Raw genomic sequence first — 22,200 nt, 5'->3', positions numbered from 1 at the left:
AAACTTGATTGATCAAATTTTCATAGCTTTATGCAAATTTTATGCAATGAATCGACTCACTTCCTTCCTTTTTCTCTTTATTTCTATCAACCTTTCTTTTGCTCAATTTTTTGACAATCAAAAGAGTATGAAGTCATATAAAGGTTATTTCGATTTTTACTATGATGAGAGTGCAGATAAAGTTTATCTGATTGTGGATAAATTGGATACGGAATTTCTATATGTGCACGCGTTATCTGAAGGATTAGGCTCTAATGATATAGGGTTGGATCGTGGGCAACTAGGTGATGGCGTAGTGGTAAAATTTCAAAGGGCAGGTAATAAACTATTATTAATCCAACCCAATCAGCGTTATAGAGCCTTAACTGATAATAATGAAGAGCGTAAATCTATAGAAGAGGCCTTTGCTAAATCTGTCTTATGGGGATTTAAAATTGATAAGGAAAAGAATGGAAAATATGTAGTAGATGCTACTGATTTTTTAATGCGCGATGCACATGGTGTGATCAATAGGCTTTCGAATAACAAGCAAGGAAATTATAAACTTGATACATCAAGAAGTGCGTTTAATTTAGAACGTACCAAGGCATTCCCTAAAAATGTAGAGTTTGATGTGCTGCTTACCTTTACAGGAAAACCAACAGGATACAATATTAGAAGTGTAACACCTGATGCCTCAGCTGTAACTTCACATCAACATCACTCATTTGTTGAGTTGCCCGATGCTGATTATCAGCCAAGAGTTTTTGACCCTCGATCAGGATGTTACCCGATGCGTTATTTAGATTATGCTACTCCGGTAAATGAATCTATTACTAAACGTTTTATTTATCGCCATAGATTGGAGAAAAAAGATCCTAAAACTGCTGTTAGTGAAGCTAAAGAGCCCATTATTTATTATTTAGACAGGGGAACACCAGAGCCAATTCGCTCAGCTTTATTGGATGGTGCACGATGGTGGAACCAAGCTTTTGAAGCCATAGGTTACAAAGAAGCGTTTCAGGTAAAAATGCTGCCTGAAGATGCTGATCCTATGGACTTGCGATATAATATGATTCAGTGGGTTCACAGATCTACAAGAGGATGGAGCTATGGTGGTAGTATTTCTGATCCAAGAACTGGTGAAATTATTAAAGGCCATGTAAGTTTAGGATCCTTACGGATCCGTCAGGATTTTATGATTGCACAGGCTTTGCAAGCTCCTTATGCTAATGACACTACAGATGATAAATTTGCTTTAGAAATGGCATTGGCAAGAATTCGTCAGCTTTCTGCACATGAGATAGGGCATACCTTAGGTTTTGCCCATAATTTTGCTGCTAGTACCAATAACAGGGCTTCGGTAATGGATTATCCGCACCCTAAATTGACCGTAAAGAATGGTAAAATAGATTTTTCAGATGCCTATGCAGTTGGCATTGGTGAATGGGATAAAGTAACGGTAGCCTATGCTTATCAAGATTTTATAGAGAATGAAGAGCAAAGTTTACTGAATATTTTGGATGATGCATTTGCTAAAGGCTTAAGATACATTTCAGATCAAAATGCACGGCCAAAAGGAAGTGCCAATGCCTATGCCCATTTATGGGATAACGGTAATGATCTCTCTACGGAATTAGATAATGTAATGAACATCCGTAAAACAGCAATCAAAAATTTCTCAGTCAATAATATTAAAGTTTATGAACCCTATTCTGTGTTAGAAGATGTTTTTGTACCTCTTTACTTTTTTCATAGGTATCAAACAGAAGCTGTTGTAAAATTAATTGGAGGTTTAGATTATAGCTATGCAATCAAAGGTGGAGATCAAACTCCGGTAAAGAGGATAGACGGATCAATCGAAAAGAAAGCCTTGAAATCCTTGCTAAAAACGATTGATGTTAATGAAATTGCAATTCCTAAAGATAAATTAGGCCTTTTTCCGCCAAGGGCATTTGGATATAGTAGAAGCAGAGAATCGTTTAAAAGCAAAAATGGAGTTGCTTTTGATCCCTATGGTGCTGTTGAAACAGCTTCGCAATTGACTTTAGAACTATTATTCAACGCTGAGAGAGCTTCCCGATTGGTACAACATAAAAGTTTGGATACATCTCAACTAGGGTTGGCCGAGGTAATTGATGCAGTAATCAATGCAACTTTTAAAAAGAATCATAAGGATACCTATTTACAAGATCTTCAAAATGTAATAAATATGGAAGTGCTGAATCAACTATTTTATTTGGCATCAAATCAAAATACCTATAGACAAGTGAATGCCATTGTATTCAATAAAATAGATACAATAACATCTTATTTAAAGACAAAGAAATCTACGGGACTTCAAAAGGTCTATAATGCTGATATGCTAAAAAGTATAGAAACATTTAAGAAGAACCCAACCAAGTATAAAAGAACAGAAGCGCCTAAAATTCCTGACGGATCACCCATTGGAAGTTATTAGCAAAAAAGTTGCTATGAAAACATACACATTTAAATCAGAGGAACTTTCTACTTGGGATATGTTTCATTTTGCTTTTAAAAATAAAATGAATTTTCCAAGCTATTATGGAAGTAGTATGAATGCATGGATTGACTGCATTGATGACTTGATTAAAGATGAGATGATTATTATTCATATTGAGAATGGAGAGTTGCTAAAAAAAGAAGCGCCTCAAATATTCGAAGCTTTATTGGAATGCTCAGCCTTTATTAATTATAGAAATTTAGAAATAGGGCAAGAAGCGAACCTAATAATTTCTACTAACCCCTAATTCCTAATGACTATTAATCTTATAAGTGATACAGTAACCAAACCAACCAAGAGTATGTTAAATGCTATGATGCATGCCCAAGTAGGGGACGATGTCTTTGGTGCTGATCCAACCGTAAATGCTTTGCAGAAAAAAGCTGCAGAACTTTTCGGAATGGAAGCCGCATTGTTTTTTCCGTCAGGTACTATGGCTAACCAAACGGCTATTATGTTGCATACAAAACCTGGTGATGAGATTATTTGTGATAAGTGGGCACATGTTTACAATTATGAAAGTGGAGGTCCAGCCGCAAACTCTGGTGTTTCTTGTAATCTAATTGATGGACATCGAGGTATGTTCACTGCACAACAGGTAAAAACACATATCAAGAATAAGGATCATATTTATGAGGCATATACCTCATTAGTCACAGTTGAAAATACTACAAATAAAGGTGGAGGCGCTTGTTGGGATTTCGAAGAACTAAAAAAGATTAAAAAAGTTTGCAATGACCATGACCTTGCATACCATCTTGATGGCGCAAGATTATTCAATGCTTTAGTAGCAAAAAATGAGACTCCAAGGCAATATGGTGCTTTGTTTGATACCATTTCTATTTGTTTGTCAAAAGGATTAGGTTGCCCAATTGGCTCAATATTGCTGGGAAATAATAACTCAATCAAGGAAGCATTGCGCATTCGTAAACGATTAGGGGGCGGTATGCGACAAGTTGGTTACTTGGCAGCTGCGGGTATATATGCTTTAGAGTATCATGTAGAACGATTGGCTGAAGATCATAAAAGAGCAAAGGAAATTGCTGATATTTTAGAATCACAATCTTATATTAAGATTGTAGAACCAGTAGAAACAAACATTGTCATTTTTAATATTCAAGATGATATTGATGAGCAAGAATTTGTGCAGAAATTAAAGGATAAAGGCATTTTAGTAGTTGGAATGGGTCATGGAAAGCTCCGAATGGTAACCCATCTTGACTTTACTGATAAAATGCTAGAAATGTTGATTGCAGAATTGACTAATTTTTATTGAAAATGATATTCAGAAAAGCCCAAAGATCTGACGTAAAAGAAATAGTAAGAATGATTGCTAATGATAAATTGGGCAAACTTAGAGAGAACTATGAAGATCCTTTACCTGAAATTTATTACCAGGCTTTTGAAAATATTAATAATGACGAGAATCAAGAATTAATAGTTCTTGAAGATGAGAAAGGTGAAATTATAGGAACGTTACAATTAAGTTTTATTCAATATTTAACGTATCAAGGTGGTATTAGAGCTCAAATAGAAGCAGTTAGAGTAAGAGAAGATCAACGAGGTATGAGATTGGGAGAAAAATTATTTAAGTGGGCAATTAATCGAGCTAAGGAGTGCGGAGCACATTTAGTTCAATTAACTACAGATAAAAAAAGACCCGAAGCCATAAAGTTTTATGAGAAATTAGGGTTTAAACCTACCCATGAAGGAATGAAATTGCATTTTTAGCTAAAAATATATCCTTACTATTGGAGACCATGCTGAGGCAAAAATACTGTCACGCTCATCATACAAGACGTCATATCGAATACCAAACGCTGCCCATCCTGTCCTATATGCCACACCCATATATAAAGCAGGGTAATCTGTAGAATATGTATCACTTCTACTTTGCCTTTGATTTACAAAAAGCTGCTCAAACTCAACAGAAATTTGCACCTGTTCAATGGGGTTATACAAACCTAAAACACTAGGACTAAATACATGCGATCTGAATTCACCTACTTTAGCATATAGATACCCAACACCAACACCTAAAGCCAGACCATTTCTAAAATCATAAATAGCACTAGGAGCTACATTTATAGTGGTGCTATTATCTCCAAATGAAAAACCAAGTCCCCCACCAAAGAGTACATTATCCCAAAATTTTGGTTTTTGATAGATTGCAGTAGAATCTATTTGTGCATAACTAATAGTTGTAAAAAAGAATGCTAAAAGCAGAGCTACTTTTTTCATAGGAGTGTTTTGATTTAATGTAACGAATATAAATATTCTTTAAATAATGGTAACTTTAAGCAATAATTGAAAGACTAAAATGAGAAACGTAGTATTAGTAGTTGTTTTATTCACTTCATTGGTAGTTTCTGCACAAAGTGAAGTTTCAGAAATACTAACTGAAATAGCCACAGCACCTTCCGCTGAACGTATTGAAAGAGATATTCGTAAACTTGCAAATTTCGGTACACGTCATACCTTGTCTGATACAGTTTCAGCTACTAGAGGAATAGGTGCCGCACGTCGTTGGATTAAATCGGAATTTGATGCTATTTCAAAAGATTGTAATAGCTGTTTAGACGTAAGCTATCAACGTAATCTAGTTCCTAAAAATGACAGAAGGATTGTGAAAGATGTAGAAATTGTGAATGTATTGGCTATTCAACGCGGCACGAAATATCCAAATAGGTATGTGATTATGTCTGGTGATATTGACTCTCGTGTTTCTGATCCTAATAATTATACCTCTGATTCACCAGGTGCTAACGATAATGCTTCCGGAATGGCTGGAACCATTGAAGCTGCAAGAGTATTGTCAAAGTATAAATTTCCGGTCTCTATAATTTATGCAGGACTCTCAGGAGAAGAACAAGGGCTTTTTGGAGGTCAGTATATGGCAAAAGTTGCAAAAGAAGAGGGTTGGGATATCATTGGTGTACTCAACAATGATATGATAGGAAATATTAAAGGTATAGATGGTGTTATTGATAACAGTACCTTTAGAGTATTCTCAGAGGCTATTTCTATGGCAGCATCTGATAAGGAAAAAGGGAGTATGCGTTTTTATGGAGGAGAGGTAGATGGCCCGTCTAGGCAGTTAGCACGTTATATTGATAAATTGACAGATGCTTATTTGACAAATTTAGATGCTATTATGATCTATCGATTAGATCGTTTTGGTAGAGGAGGGCATCATCGACCGTTTAATGACCAAGGGTTTACAGGAGTTCGAATTATGGAAACGCATGAAAACTATAATGAGCAGCACCAGGATTTACGTGCCGAAAATGGAATTGAATATGGAGATGTAATTGAATCAGTAAACTTTGATTATGCTGCGAAATTGACTGCTGTAAATGCCTTAGCGTTAGCATCTTTAGCATCAGCACCATTAGCACCTAAAAATGTGAAAATTGGGGGAATAGTACAACCATCAACGAGATTGCAATGGGATGCCATTGAAGATGAGAATTTAGTTGGTTATAAAGTGTATTGGCGAGATACTACTGCGCCGCAATGGCAATACAGTAGATTTGTCGGAAAAGTAACTGATTATACCTTAAAAAATATAGTGATAGATAACTACCTTTTTGGTGTTGCATCGGTTGGAAAAAATGGTGCAGAGAGTCTGATACAATTCCCAAGGAAGTTAATAGGTAGGAATTAATGTTAAAGTTTTCTTAACTGTGTAATTGAATTGGCATTTTTTCGTCATATTTATAAACAAATTAAATGATAAAAAAAACGGCAGTATTTATTTTTGCATTGGCTTTTTTATCATGCACAGCAAAAGCCAAGGAAAATAAAGATAATTTAAACGCATTAATGAGTACTGAATTAAAAGAAGGATTGGAGTTAGCAACCTTTGGAAATGGATGTTTCTGGTGTACAGAAGCCATTTTTGAACAACTAGAAGGAGTATACAAGGTAGAGTCGGGTTATGCAGGAGGAGCGGTTAAGAATCCTTCATATAAAGAGGTTTGTACTGGTAATACTGGTCATGCTGAAGTTATTAGACTGCATTATGATCCAAAAGTGATAAGTTATAGAGAGTTACTAGATGTGTTTTTTAGCACACATGATCCTACTACATTGAATAGACAAGGAAATGATATAGGCACACAATATAGATCGGCTATTTTCTTTCATAATGAGGAGCAAAAAGCTGAAGCTGAGAAGATGATAGCCGATTTGTCAAAAGAAAATGTTTTTGATAATCCTATAGTTACAGAAATAACACCAATCAATAATTATTATGTAGCTGAAAATTATCATCAAGATTATTATAATAATAACAAAAATCAAGGATATTGCCGAGCGGTAATTAATCCTAAATTAGAAAAGTTTCAAAAGAAATATAAGAATAAGCTGAAAAAGCAATAAAAATTTGGTTGATTTTTGGTTTTGAAGATTTGTCGGAATTCTTCTTTCGGCAAATCTTCTTTTTTTATATCTTACCGTTTTAAACTACAGTTAGAATGCCTTATAGAAAATTTGAAGAGTACAATATTGAAGTTACTGATGATATCAAAGAAAAATATCAGTCTATTATAGAAAGTGTAGGAGAAGATGTTGATCGTGAAGGGCTGTTAAAAACACCAGAGCGAGCATCTAAAGCCATGCAATATTTAACTTCTGGGTATTATATGGACGCCCAAAAGATTTTAGAGTCTGCCTTGTTTGATGAGGGTTATTCTGAAATGGTCATTATAAAAGATATTGAGCTCTATTCATTATGTGAACATCATATGCTGCCATTCTTTGGGAAAGCGCACATAGCATATATACCTAATGGTAAAATTGTTGGTTTAAGCAAAATACCTCGTGTAGTAGATGTTTTTGCACGTCGTTTACAAGTACAAGAACGTTTGACTGATCAAATAGTAAATGTCATCAATAAAGTATTAAAACCTCAAGGAGTGGCTGTTGTTATTGAAGCATCACATATGTGCATGATGATGCGCGGTGTTCAAAAGCAAAACTCAGTAACTACAACATCAGCTTTTAGAGGTGCTTTTAAAGATATAGAAACTAGAACAGAATTTTTGAAACTAATCAGTTCAGACTTGTCCTAAAATTTGGCATTTTTATTGCTATAATAAAGTAGTAATTAATCAAAAAATAAAATGACAGACAACAAGTACAAAAAATTAGCCATAGGACTGGTGCTAGATTGTATTGGATATGCATCATTTGCCATACCGGTATTAGATATTGTATGGGCGCCACTTTCAGCCTATTTCATGACCAGATTGTATAAAGGAGATAAAGGAAAAATAGCTGCTGCTATATCATTTATTGAAGAAGCTATGCCTTTCTTTGATGTTATACCAACTTTTACATTAATGTGGTTATATACCTATGTTTTTGAAAGTAAAAAAGAGACTATTGTAGAAGTACAAGCTTAATAAGCTTGCTAACTTATTTTTTAAATAAAAATCCTAATCCTAGCCGGGTTAGGAATTTTTTTTCAAAATTCCAGAAGAATTTAAATTGCCCAAATAACCACCCCACTATAGGTAAGGTAATTTGATAAATAGGGAAAATGAGTAGAAAACGAATTGTATGGTATAACCAGGGAGAAAATGTCTCTTTAGTCACTCCAAAAAATTCAGTAACTGGTTTCGCTACCCAAGCAGCAAAAGAACCATTAATAGCAAACACAATTAAAATGGCAATGATTGCCCAGTTACTTTCAATACCCCAGCGCTCTTTTAGTTTTTCCATAAAAACGAATTGCGATGCAAAATTAACTTAATAGTGCGTATAAAAAAAGCCGAACACTAGTTCGACTTTATACTTTAAATTAGCTTAGATTATTTCTTACCAAATAGTCCACCAAGTAAGCTTCCTAAGCCACCACTTTTCTTTTGTGAACCACCAAGCACCATTCCAGCAACATCATCAATTACGCTGCCATCTCCGTCAGCATCCAAAATTTTCTCTAAGAAACTTTGTTCTTGTTGTGTAGAACTTCCTCCTAACATACCACCTAATAACCCACTTAAATCACCAGAGTTGCTTACGTTATTTTGGCGTGTTTGTTTACCTAAAACTCCCATTAAAATAGGGGCAGCAACTTTTAAAATATTAGCTACAGAACCAGCATCAATACCTGCTTTTTGACCAATAACTTGCTCAACACCTTGTTGTCTGTTGCCTAGAACGTGTCCTAAGATTTTTCCTCCATCTTGAGTTACCTCAGGGTTTACACCGCCACCAAAAAGATCGCCTAAATTATCTAAAATTCCACCATCATGTTTATTCAATGCTCCCATCAAGCCTTCTGCTCCTTGAGGTGTAGAAGCATTGCGCTGCATGGCTTTCATTAGTACAGGTAACGCCATAGTTAATACGCTTCCTGTCTTTGAAGTGTCCTGGCCTGTAGAACCAGCTACACCAGAAACGATAGATTTTCCTAAGTCACTATTTAATAAGTCTAAAATTCCTTCCATTTTTGTTTTTGTTTAATTGGTTTTTAAAGAATTCACAAGATACAATAATTGTTATTATTATCTATATAGTTAGACAGGTAAATAAAGAATAAGTCACATCAAAAAAGATATTGATTTTATATTGCCATATATTTTCTATCTTTCAACTTTAAATTGGACAACTTAAATGAAAAAAATAGCCCTTCACTGGCAAATCCTTATTGGGATGTTTACTGGATTACTATTTGGTTTTTTAATGACTCAGATTTCTTTGGGAAAAGATTTTGTAACTGATTGGATAAAACCCATTGGAACAATATTCATTAACTTATTGAAGCTAATTGCCATCCCGCTTATTTTAGCCTCACTAATAAAAGGGATTTCAGATCTAAAAGATATTTCTAAGTTTAGGAATATGGGGCTAAAGACTATAGCCATATATATAGGCACAACAGTCATGGCCATTACTATTGGTCTTTTATTAGTAAATATTCTTGAACCGGGAGGAGGAGTTTCAGATGAAACGATTGCTAAAATATCTGAAACATATGCAAATGATAGTGGAGTACAAGGTAAAATTGTACAAGCCGGAAAGCAAAAATCTTCAGGACCCTTACAATTTTTAGTAGATATGTTTCCTGATAATGCTTTTAAGGCACTATCTTCAAATGGATTGATGTTACAGGTTATTGTTTTTGCTATATTTCTAGGGATTTCAATGTTGTTGATTGGTGAGGAAAAAGCGAAACCTTTAAAGGAAATGTTTGACTCATTAAATGATGTAGTCTTAAAAATGGTAGACTTAATCATGCTATCTGCACCCGTAGCCGTATTTGCTTTATTGGCAAATGTAGTGGTGTCATCTGGTGACCCTGAGTTACTAATGGCACTTCTTAAATATGCAGGAACCGTTGTCTTAGGACTATTTTTAATGGTTGTATTTTATATGATTGTTATAAAAGTATTTACCAAAAAAGACCCGTTTTGGTTTATTAAAGAGTTAAGCCCTGCTCAGTTACTCGCATTTTCTACTAGTAGTAGTGCAGCAACTTTACCTGTTACCATGGAACGTGTTGAAGAACACATAGGTGTTGACAAAGAAGTATCTAGTTTTGTGTTACCCGTGGGCGCTACCATTAATATGGATGGTACAAGTTTATACCAAGGTATAGCTGCTGTTTTTGTTTCTCAAGCTCTTGGTTTTGATATCACCTTTGCAGATCAATTAACAATTATCTTAACAGCCTTATTAGCCTCCATAGGAAGTGCAGCTGTACCTGGAGCAGGTATGGTGATGTTAGTAATTGTTTTAGAATCTATTGGTTTTCCAGCAGATAAATATCCTATTGCGTTGGGGTTGATTTTTGCAGTAGACAGACCATTAGACATGTGTAGAACAGTCATTAATGTAACAGGTGATGCTACCGTGTCAACAGTAATAGCAAAATCAGTTGGTAAATTGGGCATACCAAAGCCTAAAGAATGGGATGATCATTATGATGAAGTAAAATGATATGGATGCATTTAAAGTAATAGGTATTGAGGTTCGCACTATGAATGCAAATAGTCAAGCTCAAAAAGATATTAATGAACTCTGGAATACTTGGTTTAGTGATCAGATAGCTTCTAGAATTCCGAATAAAGTTTCTGAAGCATTGTTTAATATTTATACAGATTATGAATCTGATGAAAATGGACTCTACACGACGATCCTTGGACAACAAGTTAAAACTTTAGATGCTGTTCCGAAAGGATTAGTGGGAAAGGAAATTCCAAAGCTTAAGTATAAAGAGTTTATTTCTAAAGGAAAGTTACCAGATTGTGTTGTAGATACCTGGAAGACTATTTGGAATTTAAAATTTGATAGAAGTTATCAGGTAGATTTTGATGTTTATGAAGCTGATAAAATGAACCTTGAAAATGCTGAAGTTAAAACCTATTTATCAATTAACTAATTTAAAATCTTAGATATGAATGTTTGCTTTTTAATGTATCCTTGGGAGCAGATAAAATCTCCGGAAAACGATACGTCACTTGCACTCATACATGAATGTGCAAGAAGAGGGCATGGTGTAGCTATTTGCTCACCGGCAAATCTTACCATTAGAAATAGTGTTACCAATGCTTTTTGTACCATTATAGAACGTATGGAAAAAGTTCCTGCATCTTTAAAATCTTTTCATAAAAAAGCAATTACAAGAGAAGAAATGCTTCCCTTGGCGGGATTTGATGCCATTTTTATGCGGGCAGAACCGCCTTTAGACCCTTTAATGCTTAATTTTCTTGACTCTGTAAAAGATGATGTTTTTATTGTCAATTCAGTACGGGGAATGCGCGAAGCAAACAATAAGCTATACACAGCTGTTTTTGATGACCCAGATAATGAAATCATACCTGTAACCCATGTTTCAAAAAATAAAGATTATTTAATTAGAATGATTGAAGAGTCTTCTTCTGATAAAATGATCTTAAAGCCCTTAAATGGATTTGGAGGCTCTGGAGTTATCTTAATAGAAAAAACAGCAATGGGCAATATCAACTCATTACTTGATTTTTACATTAATAAAAGTGATGGCACTTCAGATTATGTAATCTTACAGGAATACATTGAAGGAGCTGATCAAGGTGATGTACGAGTTTTAATTTTAAATGGAGTTCCTATTGGAGCCATGCGTCGTATTCCAGGAGATAAAGATCATCGCTCAAATGTATCAGCTGGAGGTACGGTTGCAAAGCATAAGCTCACACCCCAAGAGAAATTATTATGCAAAAAGATCGCACCAAAGTTGGTGAAAGATGGGTTGTATTTCGTAGGCATAGATGTGATTGGTGGAAAGCTGGTTGAAGTGAATGTAATGAGTCCCGGAGGTGTTACCTATATCAATAAGGTGTATAAAACGAAACTTCAGGAAAAAGTAATCGACTTTCTTGAGAGTAAAGTCTTAGAACGAAGTGCTGCCTTTCGACGCAAGACAGATCTTAAAAAAGTTGTTGATGAAGCTTAGTTAGTTGCAATGAGTACTGATTTTTCTACTCCTTTAGTAACTGTTGATTGGTTAGCTAATCATCTTGATAATGATAAAGTAGTTGTTTTGAATGCAACCTTGCCTAAGGTCAGTCAAGATGAAAATGCTTCTTCTAAACAAAGGCTACAAATTAAAAATGCTCGCTTTTTTGATATTAAGCATGTTTTTAGTGATACTTCTTCGTTACTTCCTAATACATTTCCATCTTCAGAGCAATTTCAACAAGAAGCCAGAAAATTAGGTGTCAATAAAGACAGTCTTATTGTTGTTTATGATGATTATGGGTGTTATTCGGCTGCCAGAGCTTGGTGGTTATTTAAATCCTTTAGCCATCAAAATATTGCTGTTTTAGATGGGGGTTTACCAGCTTGGATTGAAAAAGACTATCCTGTAGAAGAGTCAAAAAAATATGAAGGCTTGCTTGGTGATTTTGAAGCTGAGTATGTTGAAGGTGTTATTAAAAGTTTTAAAAAAGTATCAGAAAAGTTAGGTGACATAAATACTAAAATTATTGATGCTCGATCAAAAGATCGATTTTTAGGATTATCTCCAGAACCTAGAAAAGGATTACGGAGTGGTCATATTCCCAACTCTAAAAATCTACCCTATTCAGAGCTATTAAAAAATGGACATTTCTTATCCACAGAAGATTTAGAATCAAAGTTTAAAGGTTTTGCTGCTCATGAGAACGACTTAATTTTTTCATGTGGTTCAGGAATTACAGCATGTATCTTGGCTTTAGGAGCAGAGATGGCAGGCTTTAAGAATCTATCGGTTTATGATGGCTCATGGACGGAATGGGGAAGTAGACATGAATTGCCAATTGAAACAGAAAACTAAATTTCTTAGCTATGTTAAAATTATCTGTTGATCAGATCATTCAAAAGATTGAAAATCAAGAAACCTTTGAAGCCGTTTCAAATGATTATTCTTTTACTATTAAAATAGATAATTATGTTCATTATGCCTGTGGAGCGGTACATGATGGGCATCAGTTTAGACGTGAATTATGGCAGAATTGCTTACATACTGAATATGAACGCTGGTTTGAAGAAGATCCGGCTACTAAAGAAATGGTAAAAACACATCCAATAATTATTGCAGGTATGGATTCACGTTTTGAATACGATCTGAACAGGCATCCTGATAATGCTATTTATGAGGATGCTTGGGGGAAGCAATTATGGAAAAATCCTTTGCCAAGTGATATGCATAAAAAAAGTCTACAGAAGCATGAAAATTTCTATAAAGTAGTAGGCGTTTTAATCAAAAAATTGGAAGAACTTTTTGGTGTGTGTGTAGTTTATGATATGCATAGTTATAACTGGAAGCGTTGGGACCGCGAAGTGCCAACATGGAATCTTGGCACATCAAATGTAGATAATGACCGTTTTGGTGAAGAAATTGAACTTTGGAGAGAAATGCTTTCAAAAATGAAGTTACCAAACAGGATTAAATCTACTTCAAAAATAAATGACACCTTTCAAGGTAATGGCTATTTTTTAAAGTATATAACTCAAAATTTCAAGAATACATTGGTGTTAGCCACCGAAATAGCTAAGGTATATTGTGATGAATTGAATCAGATTATGTACCCTGAAGTAGTAGCCGCAGTTGAAAAAGCATTGCGCACAGATATAAAAAACCATGCAGAAGCTTTTTATAACAGGCATAAATCTTAAATTTGCGTTTCCCTAGCGTAAAGATGTATGATGAAAGATTCTCAGGTAGCCACTGAATCCTTATTTAAAATAGATGCTTATATAGATCAATTAGTCAAGAAGATTGAGTTATTGAGCTATGTAAACCCTGTAAATATTGAAGAGCAAAAAGAAAAATTCTTTGCATCTAAGTATTTTACAGACCCACTTTTTAAGTATCCATCTATTGACTTTGACAAGTTTAAGTTACATAGAGAGTTTTTCGCCCAGCCTTTAGAAATTATTGAGGACAAAGAGCTTAAGCAATTGTATGAGGATATCATCTATTTCTATTCTGGCTTGATTCAGTGCATAGAAACTATTGGAGAAGGAAAGAAGTTCTATTATAATAGTTTGCATTCTTTTGGTACACCCACCGAACAAGATGTTGAGAATGCAAAATTCATTCTACACTTTGAAGAGGAAGACCCAACGGACCCTTATTTTTTGCCAAAATATACCCCTTTAGAAGCTGAACAAATCTTTAGAGACTACTCAAAGCAATACGATTTTAGCTATGAGATCAAGTTTTCTGAAACGATGGGAGCTATTGCTATGGTATTAAATAATATTAAAGCATTGGTGATTAATGGCAATCATACCTTTTCTGAAAACCAGATGGCTATATTAACGAGCCATGAAATAGGAGTACATATGGTTACTACCATGAATGGATTGTTACATCCGCTTAAAATCTTTTCTCATGGTTTTCCTAATAATGTAGAGACTCAGGAAGGCTTAGCTGTTTTTAGCGAGTATATGTCAGATAGCTTAACGGTAAGAAGGTTAAAAGAATTGGCATATAGAGTACTAGCTGTAGATAGTTTAGCTAAGGGCTATTCCTTTTCAAAAACTTTTAGGTTACTTCACAACACGTATGATTTGAATAAAGAGAAAGCCTTTTATATAACAATGCGAGCGCATAGAGGTGGGGGGTTTACTAAAGATTACCTATATCTCTCAGGCCTTAAAAAGATTTATGATTATTATAAATCAGGTAAAGACCTTAATTTATTACTTACCGGAAAAGTATCTTTAGAATATGTTGACCAAATAAATCGCCTAATTGAAAAAGGCTATGCTATTCCATCTAAACATATTACTACTTCTTACAGTAAAAACAAGAATACAAATAAGACTGTAGATTTCATTTTAAGTAACCTGAAATAAAAAAATGAAAATCTCATGGTTTTCCATGAATTTTAAAAATCCTTGATTGCTCTATTGACTGATATATACCTTTTATATACTTTAGTCCTGTATTTCGTTAATTATTCTTGAATTCTTTACACACAATAATTCCTAGTGTAAGGTTTTCAAAAATCGCTCCCTCTCAATTTAGTAGTTAGTTTAATTTTAAATGAATGCCTATGGTATTATAGAAGATTACATCTTTTTTATATAGGTTAGGATAGAACTGTAAAGTATATCCTAAGTAGTATCAAAACATACAATTTATTGAAAGATAAATAATATGTATAGCAGCTAGACGTATGCAAAAAAATAAAGCGCAGTTGTTCATACCTAGGATACTACTTGCCTAAACCAAAACAAGATTACTCTATTTATTAATGAAATTAAAGCGTCCTTTTTTCCGGTAAAAAAGGTACACAGGGGAAGTGCATTCAAATTTAAAACGAAATACAAATATAAGTAACTGAAAAACAACGAAATATATAAAAATAACGAAATATTTTAACGTGACTCCTTTCTTCCCTACAAGAATAAAAAAACTTAAAAAAGTATAACAATTTAAAAATTTATTTATCATGAAGAAAGTAGTTTTAACCACCGTTTTTAGTTTAGTAGTAATGGCATTATTTGCACAAGATGCAAAGCCTCAATTATTAAAATATGTTACTACCGCTCCAGACGGATCTGTAGCCATGACTATAACAGATGATTCTAGAAAAGATGTCATGAAATTAGAATCAGCAAACAATTTTTATAAATATCAAGTATTAAATGAGCGTACAGGTGAACCAGTATATGCTGCTGCTAATCAAGGAAAAGAATGTACAATAGCTAAGTCTAAACTCGCAGCAGGTACTTATAATCTTAAGCTTTATACTAGAAGTTTTGTAATTACTTCTAAAATTACAGTTTCAGCATCAAGAAAAGCAGCCAATGCTATTAAGGAGGAAATGGTTGCCATGAATGATTAATTAGCTTCTAATATTTTCTGACTCCTTTCTTCCTAAAACAAAGTATTAAGTCAATAAACATTAAAAAATAAAATCATGAAAAAAGTAGTATTCACATTCGTAATAAGTTTAGTAGCAGTATTCACATTTGCTCAGCAAATACAGTCACAAAATAGATTGAAATATATAACTACCGCACCAGATGGATCTATAGGAATTACCGTAACTGATGATAGGGTAGAAGATAGCATTAAATTGGAGTCAGCTGATGATTTTTACAAGTTTCAAATTTTAGATACAAGAACAAGTGAACCAGTATATGCGGCAGAAAATGATAGTAATATTTTTAAAATTGATAAAGCAAGTGTAGCTGCAGGGACTTATAAATTAAGGTTATACACTAAGAATTTTATCATAACATCAAGGCTAATTGTATCTGCTTCAAGAAAATTAACGGAGATAGCTGGTGAGCATCCTATAGCAATGAATGAATAAAAATGTTAAACAACTTAAAAATGAATATCATGAAAAGAACATATATTTCAACAGTCATAATGCTTTTAACAGTATTATTTATTACCGAAGGAACAGCGCAGAGTTTTAAGAATCTAGATAATGTACCACATGACATTGCATATTATAGAGAAACAAGATTGACTGAACCTGTTATAAAAGTGGTATATGGAAGACCGAGTATAGATAAAGAAGTGGCAGTTTTTGGCAATAAAATACCTTTTGGTGAGTTATGGAGAACAGGGGCTAATGAGGCTACGGAAGTAAAATTGTATAAAGATGCGGTACTTGGTGATGTAGTTGTAAAGGCAGGATCATATGTATTGTATACTATACCTGGTGAGTACGAATGGGAGGTTATCCTAAATTCTGATTTAGATGTTTGGGGAGCTTATCAGTACAACCCTGACGCAAATGTTGTGCGCATTAAAGTGCCTGTACAACAAGGAAATATGCTTGAAACTTTCTCAATAGCTTTTAAAAGAAAACATGAACAGTTAAATATGGTACTAGGTTGGGGAACAACTAGAGTGAAAGTACCCTTTAGAGTCTATGAACGCAATGATATTGCAGGGCTTTAAAAGATTAAATTTAGATGAATACTTGAGAAATGAATTGAATTAAAACAATATGTGTATTTCGTCTTAAAGATTTTAAAAAGATGAAAAGCAATTTTGATCCGATATCAAAGTGGAACTAACGAAATACACACTTCATTCTCAAGAATAATGATTGTTTCAAACGCTTTTCATTGATTAGGAAGCCTGAATTACTTAAAATTCAGGCTTTTTTTATTCCAAAAATTTAAGTTTCAACTCCTTTGATGGAATCATGCAGTTATCTAATTTCCCAAACCATTTGTACCTATTTCGTGCAACAATATTATAAACTCCATCTCTTATGAACTTTGGCACAATAATAAATCCGTAAAGTAATTGGTATGGAAATCCTAATTTCCTACAAATTCTTAAAACTGCTGTTGATTTGTCATAAATTTTGCCGTTTTCTACCAAAATAATTGATTTTAAATCTAAATTTTCTTGTTGAAACTGTAACAAAATTCCTTGACTGGCGTCAGATTGTAAGGAAGAGAATAAGAAATTATTGTCTTTATCTCTTTTTATGACAAATTGTATTGACGTATTACATAAATTGCAAACGCCATCAAAAAGAATAACAGATTTGTCATGTATGTTTACCATGATACAAATTTACAAAATAACAGCCGATTCGTCTTTTAACATATTATTATGAATAGCTGTAATACCCAATTCTTAATTTTAAATCTTAAATTAATTAACCAGAAATGATCGAAATTAAAAAGCTCCACAAGTCATACCCAATGGGTAAAGACGCTCTTCATGTACTTAAAGGATTAGATTTAGAAATAAAAGAAGGGGAATTTGTTTCCATTATGGGAGCTTCTGGTTCTGGAAAATCTACATTGTTAAACATTTTAGGTTTATTAGATACACACGATGAAGGAGAGTACCATTTAAATGATCAGAAAATTGAGAAGCTGAATGAAAAGAAAGCTGCAGTGCTCCGTAATAAATTCTTAGGTTTTGTTTTTCAATCATTTAATTTGATCACATATAAAACAGCTCTTGAAAATGTAGCTATGCCTTTGTATTACAAGGGTTTAGGGAGAAAAGAACGACAAGAAATAGCCTTAGATTATTTGGATAAAGTGGGTCTAAAAGAATGGGCCAATCATTTGCCTAGCGAATTATCTGGTGGTCAGAAGCAACGAGTGGCGATAGCCCGGGCACTAGTTACGCAGCCTAAAGTTGTATTGGCAGATGAGCCTACAGGAGCTTTAGATTCTACCACTTCAGAATCTGTAATGGATCTTTTGACTAAGATAAATAATGAAGGAATGACCATAGTGGTAATTACACACGAAGAAGATATTGCAGCTATGACACATAGAATAGTAAGATTAAAAGATGGTGTAATAACTAGTGATGAGAAACCTAAAAAACTGCAAAACGTATAAGCAATGTTTGACATAGGCAGGTGGCAGGAAATATTTCAATCAATAAGTAAGAACAAACTACGCACTTTTCTAGGTGCCTTTACAGTAACTTTAGGTATTTTCATATTCACAGTGCTATTTGGTATGGGCAATGGTTTGAAAAATACTTTTGATAAGTTCTTCTCGGATGATGCTACAAATACCATTTTTGTTTGGGCCGGTAGAACCACAAAGGCATATAAAGGGTTTAAAGAGGGGAGGCAAATTCAGTTTGAAAATGAAGATTTAGAGCTTTTAAGAAAAGAATTAGGAGATAAAATAGAGTATATAACACCAAGAATCTACAAAAGTGTTCAGGCTACCAGGAAAAATGAATCTGGAGCTTACACCATGAGAGCAGTTTTTCCTGATCATCAGTTTTTAGAAAAGACAATTATTGATGAGGGAAAATTCATTGATGAAAGAGATGTGAAAACTAAATCAAGGGTTGTAGTTATAGGTAGACTTGTTGAACAAGATCTATTTAAGAATGAGAGTGCTCTAGGTAAGTTTATTGAGTTAAATGGTCTTGCATATAGAGTAGTGGGGGTGTTTAGTGATGCAGGTGGCGATAATGAAGAACGATTGATATATGCACCAGTCTCAACCATCCAATTAATCCATAAAAACACAGATGAAATTGATCAAATTAATTTATCGTTTAACAAAACATTGGGTGTAGCTGGAGCCAAGAAAATGGTGAATGACATAACCAAGATTCTAAAAGATAAGCATAATGTTTCTAAAGAAGACAGAAGCGCTATAAGGGTAAGATCTGTTTTTGATGATTACCAGCAGAATATGCAGTTTGCTAATATGCTGCAGTTGATAGTGCTTTGGATAGGTATTGGAACTCTATTTGCAGGAGCCATTGCCATAGGTAATATTATGGTATTTGTGGTCAAAGAACGAACAAAAGAATTAGGCATCCGTAAAGCGTTAGGCGCTACTCCAGGTGCAATAGTTGGACTTATTTTACAAGAATCTATTTTTATTACAGCAATAGCAGGATATATTGGAATTATGATCGCAGTTTTCGCTTTAAGTAGAATGGGCAATAATCTGGAAGATTATTTTATTACCAATCCTCAGGTGAATCAAAGCACAATAGTTTGGGCAACAATTATTTTAGTTTTTGTTGGTGCATTGGCTGGATATGTTCCAGCACGAAGAGCAGCAAAGATTAAACCTGTTGTAGCCTTAGGAGAAGATTAAAGAAACTAAAAGTACGAGATGAAATTTATTTTTGATAACGATACTTGGCAAGAGATTTTTGGATCGATAAAAAAAAGCAAAATTCGAACGGCCATTACTATTATTGGTGTTTTATGGGGTATTTTCTTATTTATAACTCTTTTAGGAGCTGCAAGAGGTATGGAAAATGGCTTTGATAAAGAATTTAGCAATTTAGCAACAAATAGTATCTTCTTATGGGCACAAAGAACAAGTATGCCAAATAAAGGATTTCAACGAGGAAGACAGTTACGATTAAAGGTTCAGGACGTAGAAGCTATTAGAAGGCAAGTTCCTGATATTGAATTTGTTGTTCCCAGGGATGTGCAGGGTGTGTTTGGCGGTCCACCTGCTCAAATAAAGCGAAAGGCAAATACCAAAACATATAAACTATTTGGTGACTATCCTACACTTGATAACGTAAACAAGGTGAAAATACTAGATGGAAGGTTTATTAATACAAACGATATTAATGACGAAAAGAAAGTGTGTGTTATCGGTGAGAAAATTGTAGATGAGTTGTTTGAAAGAGATGAAAAACCTGTGGGTGATTATTTAGAGATAAATGGCAGTTTCTTTCAAATTGTTGGTACTTATAAAGATAATGGACGAAGTTTTGAAGGAGATGATTCAGTTTATATTCCTTTTACTACGTACAGAAAAATTAACAATACCGGTGATAATATTGGTTGGATGGTGATTGCAGCAAAGAAAGAAGCAGATATTTTAGAAGTTGAAAAGAATGTGAAGACTTTATTAAAAAGACGACACGGTGCACATCAAGAAGATGAACAGGCATTTGGATCTTTTAATTTTGGAGAAATGTTTTCGAAAATAACAGGCTTTGTTAAAGGGATTAAGTTTTTAACTTGGTTTGTAGGTATTTCAACTTTAATTGCAGGTGTAATTGCTATAGGAAGTATTTTACTAATTACTGTTAAAGAGCGAACAAAGGAAATTGGAATTAGAAGGGCACTAGGTGCAACACCGAAAGCAGTAAAAGGTCAAATAGTATTGGAATCAGTGTTTTTAACCATAATTGCAGGAGTTCTGGGAATTATATTTGGAGGAATCGTATTAATGATAATTAATGCAACCTTAGCGGGAGGGGACGGATTCCCATTTGTGAATCCAACAGTAAATATTCCCATAGCCATAGGAGCGGTCTTGGCACTTGTAACATTTGGCACTTTAATAGGACTTATACCTGCGCAAAGGGCTGTTAGCATTCGCCCAATTGAAGCATTAAGAGAAGAATAACAACTTGAATAATTTATAAATCAACTAGAAAATTAATTACAAATGAAAAGAAAGATCATATTTGGTACAATAGCAGTTTTACTTCTTGCAGTTTTAATATGGTTCGGTAAAATGAATAGTAAATCGCCTGTTGAATACGAAACTGAAACACCATTCAAAACCACTATTATTAAAAAAACTGTTGCTACGGGTAAAGTAACTCCACTAGAAGAAATAGAGATCAAACCTCAAATTACAGGTATTATTGATAAAATTTATCTTGAAGAAGGTACAAAAGTCAAAAAAGGAGATCTTATTGCTAAGGTACGGGTTGTACCAAATGAGCAATCATTGGCTAGTGCTAGAGGTCGTGTTAATAGTGTTCAAATACAATTGAATAATGCAAAGGTTTCTTATGACAGAAATAAAGCATTATTTGATAAAGGGGTTATTTCACGGTCAGAATTTGAAGCAATTGAACTTACATATAATCAAGCAAAACAAGATTTGATCAATGCTCAGAATGATTATCAGATCATCAGAAGAGGTTCTATTGGCGGTGGTGGCGGAGCTAATACGAACATTCGAGCTCAAATATCTGGTACCGTATTAGAAATTCCGGTAAAAGAAGGAGATCAAGTCATTCAAAGTAATAATTTTAATGCTGGCACTACCATTGCATCAATTGCTGATATGACAAAGATGATCTTCGAAGGGAAAGTAGATGAAGCAGAAGTTGGTAAGATTAAGAAAGATATAGATTTAGATATCGTACTAGGAGCTGTAGAAGATAAAAAATTCCCAGCCAGATTAAATTTTGTGGCTCCAAAGGGTACTGAAGAGAGTGGTTCCGTTCAATTTACAATTAAGGCTGATGTAACCTTAGATGATGACTATTTCTTAAGAGCAGGTTATAGTGCCAATGCAGAGATTGTTTTAGAACAAAAGGATAGCGTGATGTCAATAAAAGAATCTTTGTTGCAATTTGATAAGAAAACTGAAAAACCATATGTGGAAGTAAAGACTGGTGAAGATGAATATGAGAAAAAAGATGTTAAGCTTGGAATTTCTGATGGTATTAATGTAGAAATACTTGAAGGTGTTACTATGGATGATCAAATTAAAGTTTGGAATAAGAAGTCTAAAGATGAGGATGAAGAAGATGAAGAAGAGAATGCTTAAGGAAAAAGTTTAGAGTAATTTTAGTTTTAATTGAGAGAAACCCGAAAAGAGATATTCTTTTCGGGTTTTTTTATTTCTTTTTAGACAAAAAAAAGGTTTTTATACAAAGTTTAAAAGAATAAAACCAAAAAATTTATTGATAAGATAATCATTTAGCAATTTTCGTTATTAAAACCCAAAAAATAAACGTATTTTTTAGTAAATTTACA

25 protein-coding genes are annotated in these 22,200 nt (G+C 33.9%); 21 read left to right on the top strand and 4 right to left on the bottom strand.

The features are described from left to right. Positions 1-46 precede the first annotated feature (46 nt). Genes AC1EU5_RS12205 through AC1EU5_RS12190 form a run of 4 tightly spaced genes read left to right on the top strand, consistent with a single transcriptional unit; the run spans position 47 to position 4,234 of the window. Complete coding sequence (locus tag AC1EU5_RS12205) at positions 47-2,440, top strand: zinc-dependent metalloprotease (protein ID WP_480192678.1); 2,394 nt, start codon at positions 47-49, stop codon at positions 2,438-2,440. A gap of 13 nt (positions 2,441-2,453) precedes the next feature. Beyond that, on the top strand, positions 2,454-2,750 hold the full coding sequence (locus AC1EU5_RS12200) for a barstar family protein (protein ID WP_480192677.1): 297 nt from the start codon (positions 2,454-2,456) through the stop codon (positions 2,748-2,750). Between the two features lie 6 nt (positions 2,751-2,756). Then, a complete protein-coding gene (locus tag AC1EU5_RS12195) occupies positions 2,757-3,779 on the top strand; it encodes a threonine aldolase family protein (protein ID WP_480192676.1) in 1,023 nt (340 codons plus the stop codon). A gap of 2 nt (positions 3,780-3,781) precedes the next feature. Next, the gene (locus tag AC1EU5_RS12190; RefSeq protein ID WP_480192675.1) at positions 3,782-4,234 is read left to right on the top strand and encodes an N-acetyltransferase family protein; all 453 of its coding nucleotides are present in this window, start codon (positions 3,782-3,784) and stop codon (positions 4,232-4,234) included. Here AC1EU5_RS12190 and AC1EU5_RS12185 read toward each other — a convergent pair whose 3' ends face one another. Then, the gene (locus AC1EU5_RS12185) at positions 4,235-4,744 is read right to left on the bottom strand and encodes an alpha-ketoglutarate decarboxylase (protein WP_480192674.1); all 510 of its coding nucleotides are present in this window, start codon (positions 4,742-4,744) and stop codon (positions 4,235-4,237) included. Between the two features lie 79 nt (positions 4,745-4,823). Between AC1EU5_RS12185 and AC1EU5_RS12180 the strand changes: the two genes are divergently transcribed. The 4 genes from AC1EU5_RS12180 to AC1EU5_RS12165 all read left to right on the top strand — a co-directional run bounded on the left by AC1EU5_RS12180 (position 4,824) and on the right by AC1EU5_RS12165 (position 7,911). Further along, positions 4,824-6,170, top strand: coding sequence for a M28 family metallopeptidase (locus tag AC1EU5_RS12180; protein WP_480192673.1), 1,347 nt, complete (start codon positions 4,824-4,826; stop codon positions 6,168-6,170). Between the two features lie 65 nt (positions 6,171-6,235). Continuing rightward, entirely contained in the window at positions 6,236-6,886 is a 651-nt protein-coding gene (gene msrA / locus AC1EU5_RS12175) for a peptide-methionine (S)-S-oxide reductase MsrA (protein WP_480192672.1), read from the top strand. 95 nt (positions 6,887-6,981) lie between these two features. Beyond that, complete coding sequence (gene folE, locus AC1EU5_RS12170) at positions 6,982-7,578, top strand: GTP cyclohydrolase I FolE (protein WP_480192671.1); 597 nt, start codon at positions 6,982-6,984, stop codon at positions 7,576-7,578. Positions 7,579-7,629: 51 nt separating this feature from the next. Further along, positions 7,630-7,911, top strand: a complete 282-nt coding sequence (locus AC1EU5_RS12165; protein ID WP_480192670.1) for a hypothetical protein — start codon at positions 7,630-7,632, stop codon at positions 7,909-7,911. 13 nt (positions 7,912-7,924) lie between these two features. Here AC1EU5_RS12165 and AC1EU5_RS12160 read toward each other — a convergent pair whose 3' ends face one another. Continuing rightward, positions 7,925-8,230, bottom strand: a complete 306-nt coding sequence (locus AC1EU5_RS12160; RefSeq protein WP_480192669.1) for a DUF6787 family protein — start codon at positions 8,228-8,230, stop codon at positions 7,925-7,927. A gap of 89 nt (positions 8,231-8,319) precedes the next feature. Then, positions 8,320-8,958 (bottom strand): DUF937 domain-containing protein, encoded by a 639-nt coding sequence (locus AC1EU5_RS12155; RefSeq protein ID WP_480192668.1) that lies wholly within the window; start codon positions 8,956-8,958, stop codon positions 8,320-8,322. A gap of 166 nt (positions 8,959-9,124) precedes the next feature. On the opposite strand from AC1EU5_RS12155, the gene AC1EU5_RS12150 reads away from it, so the two are divergent. The 9 genes from AC1EU5_RS12150 to AC1EU5_RS12110 all read left to right on the top strand — a co-directional run bounded on the left by AC1EU5_RS12150 (position 9,125) and on the right by AC1EU5_RS12110 (position 16,901). Then, on the top strand, positions 9,125-10,450 hold the full coding sequence (locus AC1EU5_RS12150) for a dicarboxylate/amino acid:cation symporter (RefSeq protein WP_480192667.1): 1,326 nt from the start codon (positions 9,125-9,127) through the stop codon (positions 10,448-10,450). A gap of 1 nt (position 10,451) precedes the next feature. After that, a complete protein-coding gene (locus AC1EU5_RS12145; RefSeq protein ID WP_480192666.1) occupies positions 10,452-10,892 on the top strand; it encodes a GyrI-like domain-containing protein in 441 nt (146 codons plus the stop codon). 15 nt (positions 10,893-10,907) lie between these two features. Then, the gene (gene gshB, locus AC1EU5_RS12140) at positions 10,908-11,942 is read left to right on the top strand and encodes a glutathione synthase (protein WP_480192665.1); all 1,035 of its coding nucleotides are present in this window, start codon (positions 10,908-10,910) and stop codon (positions 11,940-11,942) included. Between the two features lie 9 nt (positions 11,943-11,951). After that, a complete protein-coding gene (locus tag AC1EU5_RS12135; RefSeq protein WP_480192664.1) occupies positions 11,952-12,803 on the top strand; it encodes a sulfurtransferase in 852 nt (283 codons plus the stop codon). Positions 12,804-12,814: 11 nt separating this feature from the next. Beyond that, positions 12,815-13,645 carry an N-formylglutamate amidohydrolase gene (locus AC1EU5_RS12130; RefSeq protein ID WP_480192663.1) on the top strand — a complete coding sequence of 277 codons (831 nt, stop codon included), beginning with the start codon at positions 12,815-12,817 and terminating at the stop codon, positions 13,643-13,645. A gap of 30 nt (positions 13,646-13,675) precedes the next feature. Further along, on the top strand, positions 13,676-14,833 hold the full coding sequence (locus tag AC1EU5_RS12125) for a peptidase MATCAP family protein (protein WP_480192916.1): 1,158 nt from the start codon (positions 13,676-13,678) through the stop codon (positions 14,831-14,833). Between the two features lie 599 nt (positions 14,834-15,432). Beyond that, on the top strand, positions 15,433-15,828 hold the full coding sequence (locus tag AC1EU5_RS12120; RefSeq protein WP_480192662.1) for a hypothetical protein: 396 nt from the start codon (positions 15,433-15,435) through the stop codon (positions 15,826-15,828). Between the two features lie 75 nt (positions 15,829-15,903). Then, positions 15,904-16,302, top strand: coding sequence for a hypothetical protein (locus tag AC1EU5_RS12115; RefSeq protein ID WP_480192661.1), 399 nt, complete (start codon positions 15,904-15,906; stop codon positions 16,300-16,302). Between the two features lie 29 nt (positions 16,303-16,331). Then, positions 16,332-16,901 (top strand): DUF2911 domain-containing protein, encoded by a 570-nt coding sequence (locus tag AC1EU5_RS12110; protein WP_480192660.1) that lies wholly within the window; start codon positions 16,332-16,334, stop codon positions 16,899-16,901. 210 nt (positions 16,902-17,111) lie between these two features. Here AC1EU5_RS12110 and AC1EU5_RS12105 read toward each other — a convergent pair whose 3' ends face one another. Continuing rightward, a complete protein-coding gene (locus tag AC1EU5_RS12105) occupies positions 17,112-17,522 on the bottom strand; it encodes a thiol-disulfide oxidoreductase DCC family protein (protein WP_480192659.1) in 411 nt (136 codons plus the stop codon). Positions 17,523-17,626: 104 nt separating this feature from the next. Between AC1EU5_RS12105 and AC1EU5_RS12100 the strand changes: the two genes are divergently transcribed. From AC1EU5_RS12100 to AC1EU5_RS12085, 4 genes are read left to right on the top strand one after another with little or no spacing between them, the layout of a single operon-like run. Then, entirely contained in the window at positions 17,627-18,319 is a 693-nt protein-coding gene (locus tag AC1EU5_RS12100; RefSeq protein WP_480192658.1) for an ABC transporter ATP-binding protein, read from the top strand. Positions 18,320-18,322: 3 nt separating this feature from the next. Continuing rightward, the gene (locus AC1EU5_RS12095; RefSeq protein ID WP_480192657.1) at positions 18,323-19,552 is read left to right on the top strand and encodes an ABC transporter permease; all 1,230 of its coding nucleotides are present in this window, start codon (positions 18,323-18,325) and stop codon (positions 19,550-19,552) included. A gap of 18 nt (positions 19,553-19,570) precedes the next feature. Next, positions 19,571-20,830, top strand: coding sequence for an ABC transporter permease (locus AC1EU5_RS12090; protein ID WP_480192656.1), 1,260 nt, complete (start codon positions 19,571-19,573; stop codon positions 20,828-20,830). Between the two features lie 42 nt (positions 20,831-20,872). Further along, positions 20,873-21,991 (top strand): efflux RND transporter periplasmic adaptor subunit, encoded by a 1,119-nt coding sequence (locus AC1EU5_RS12085; protein WP_480192655.1) that lies wholly within the window; start codon positions 20,873-20,875, stop codon positions 21,989-21,991. Positions 21,992-22,200: the final 209 nt, after the last annotated feature.

The sequence above is a fragment of the Maritimimonas sp. 2405UD52-3 genome (assembly GCF_056591715.1).
Note: the sequence above shows the minus strand (reverse complement) of the source record. Positions and strands in the feature narration are given on the sequence as shown.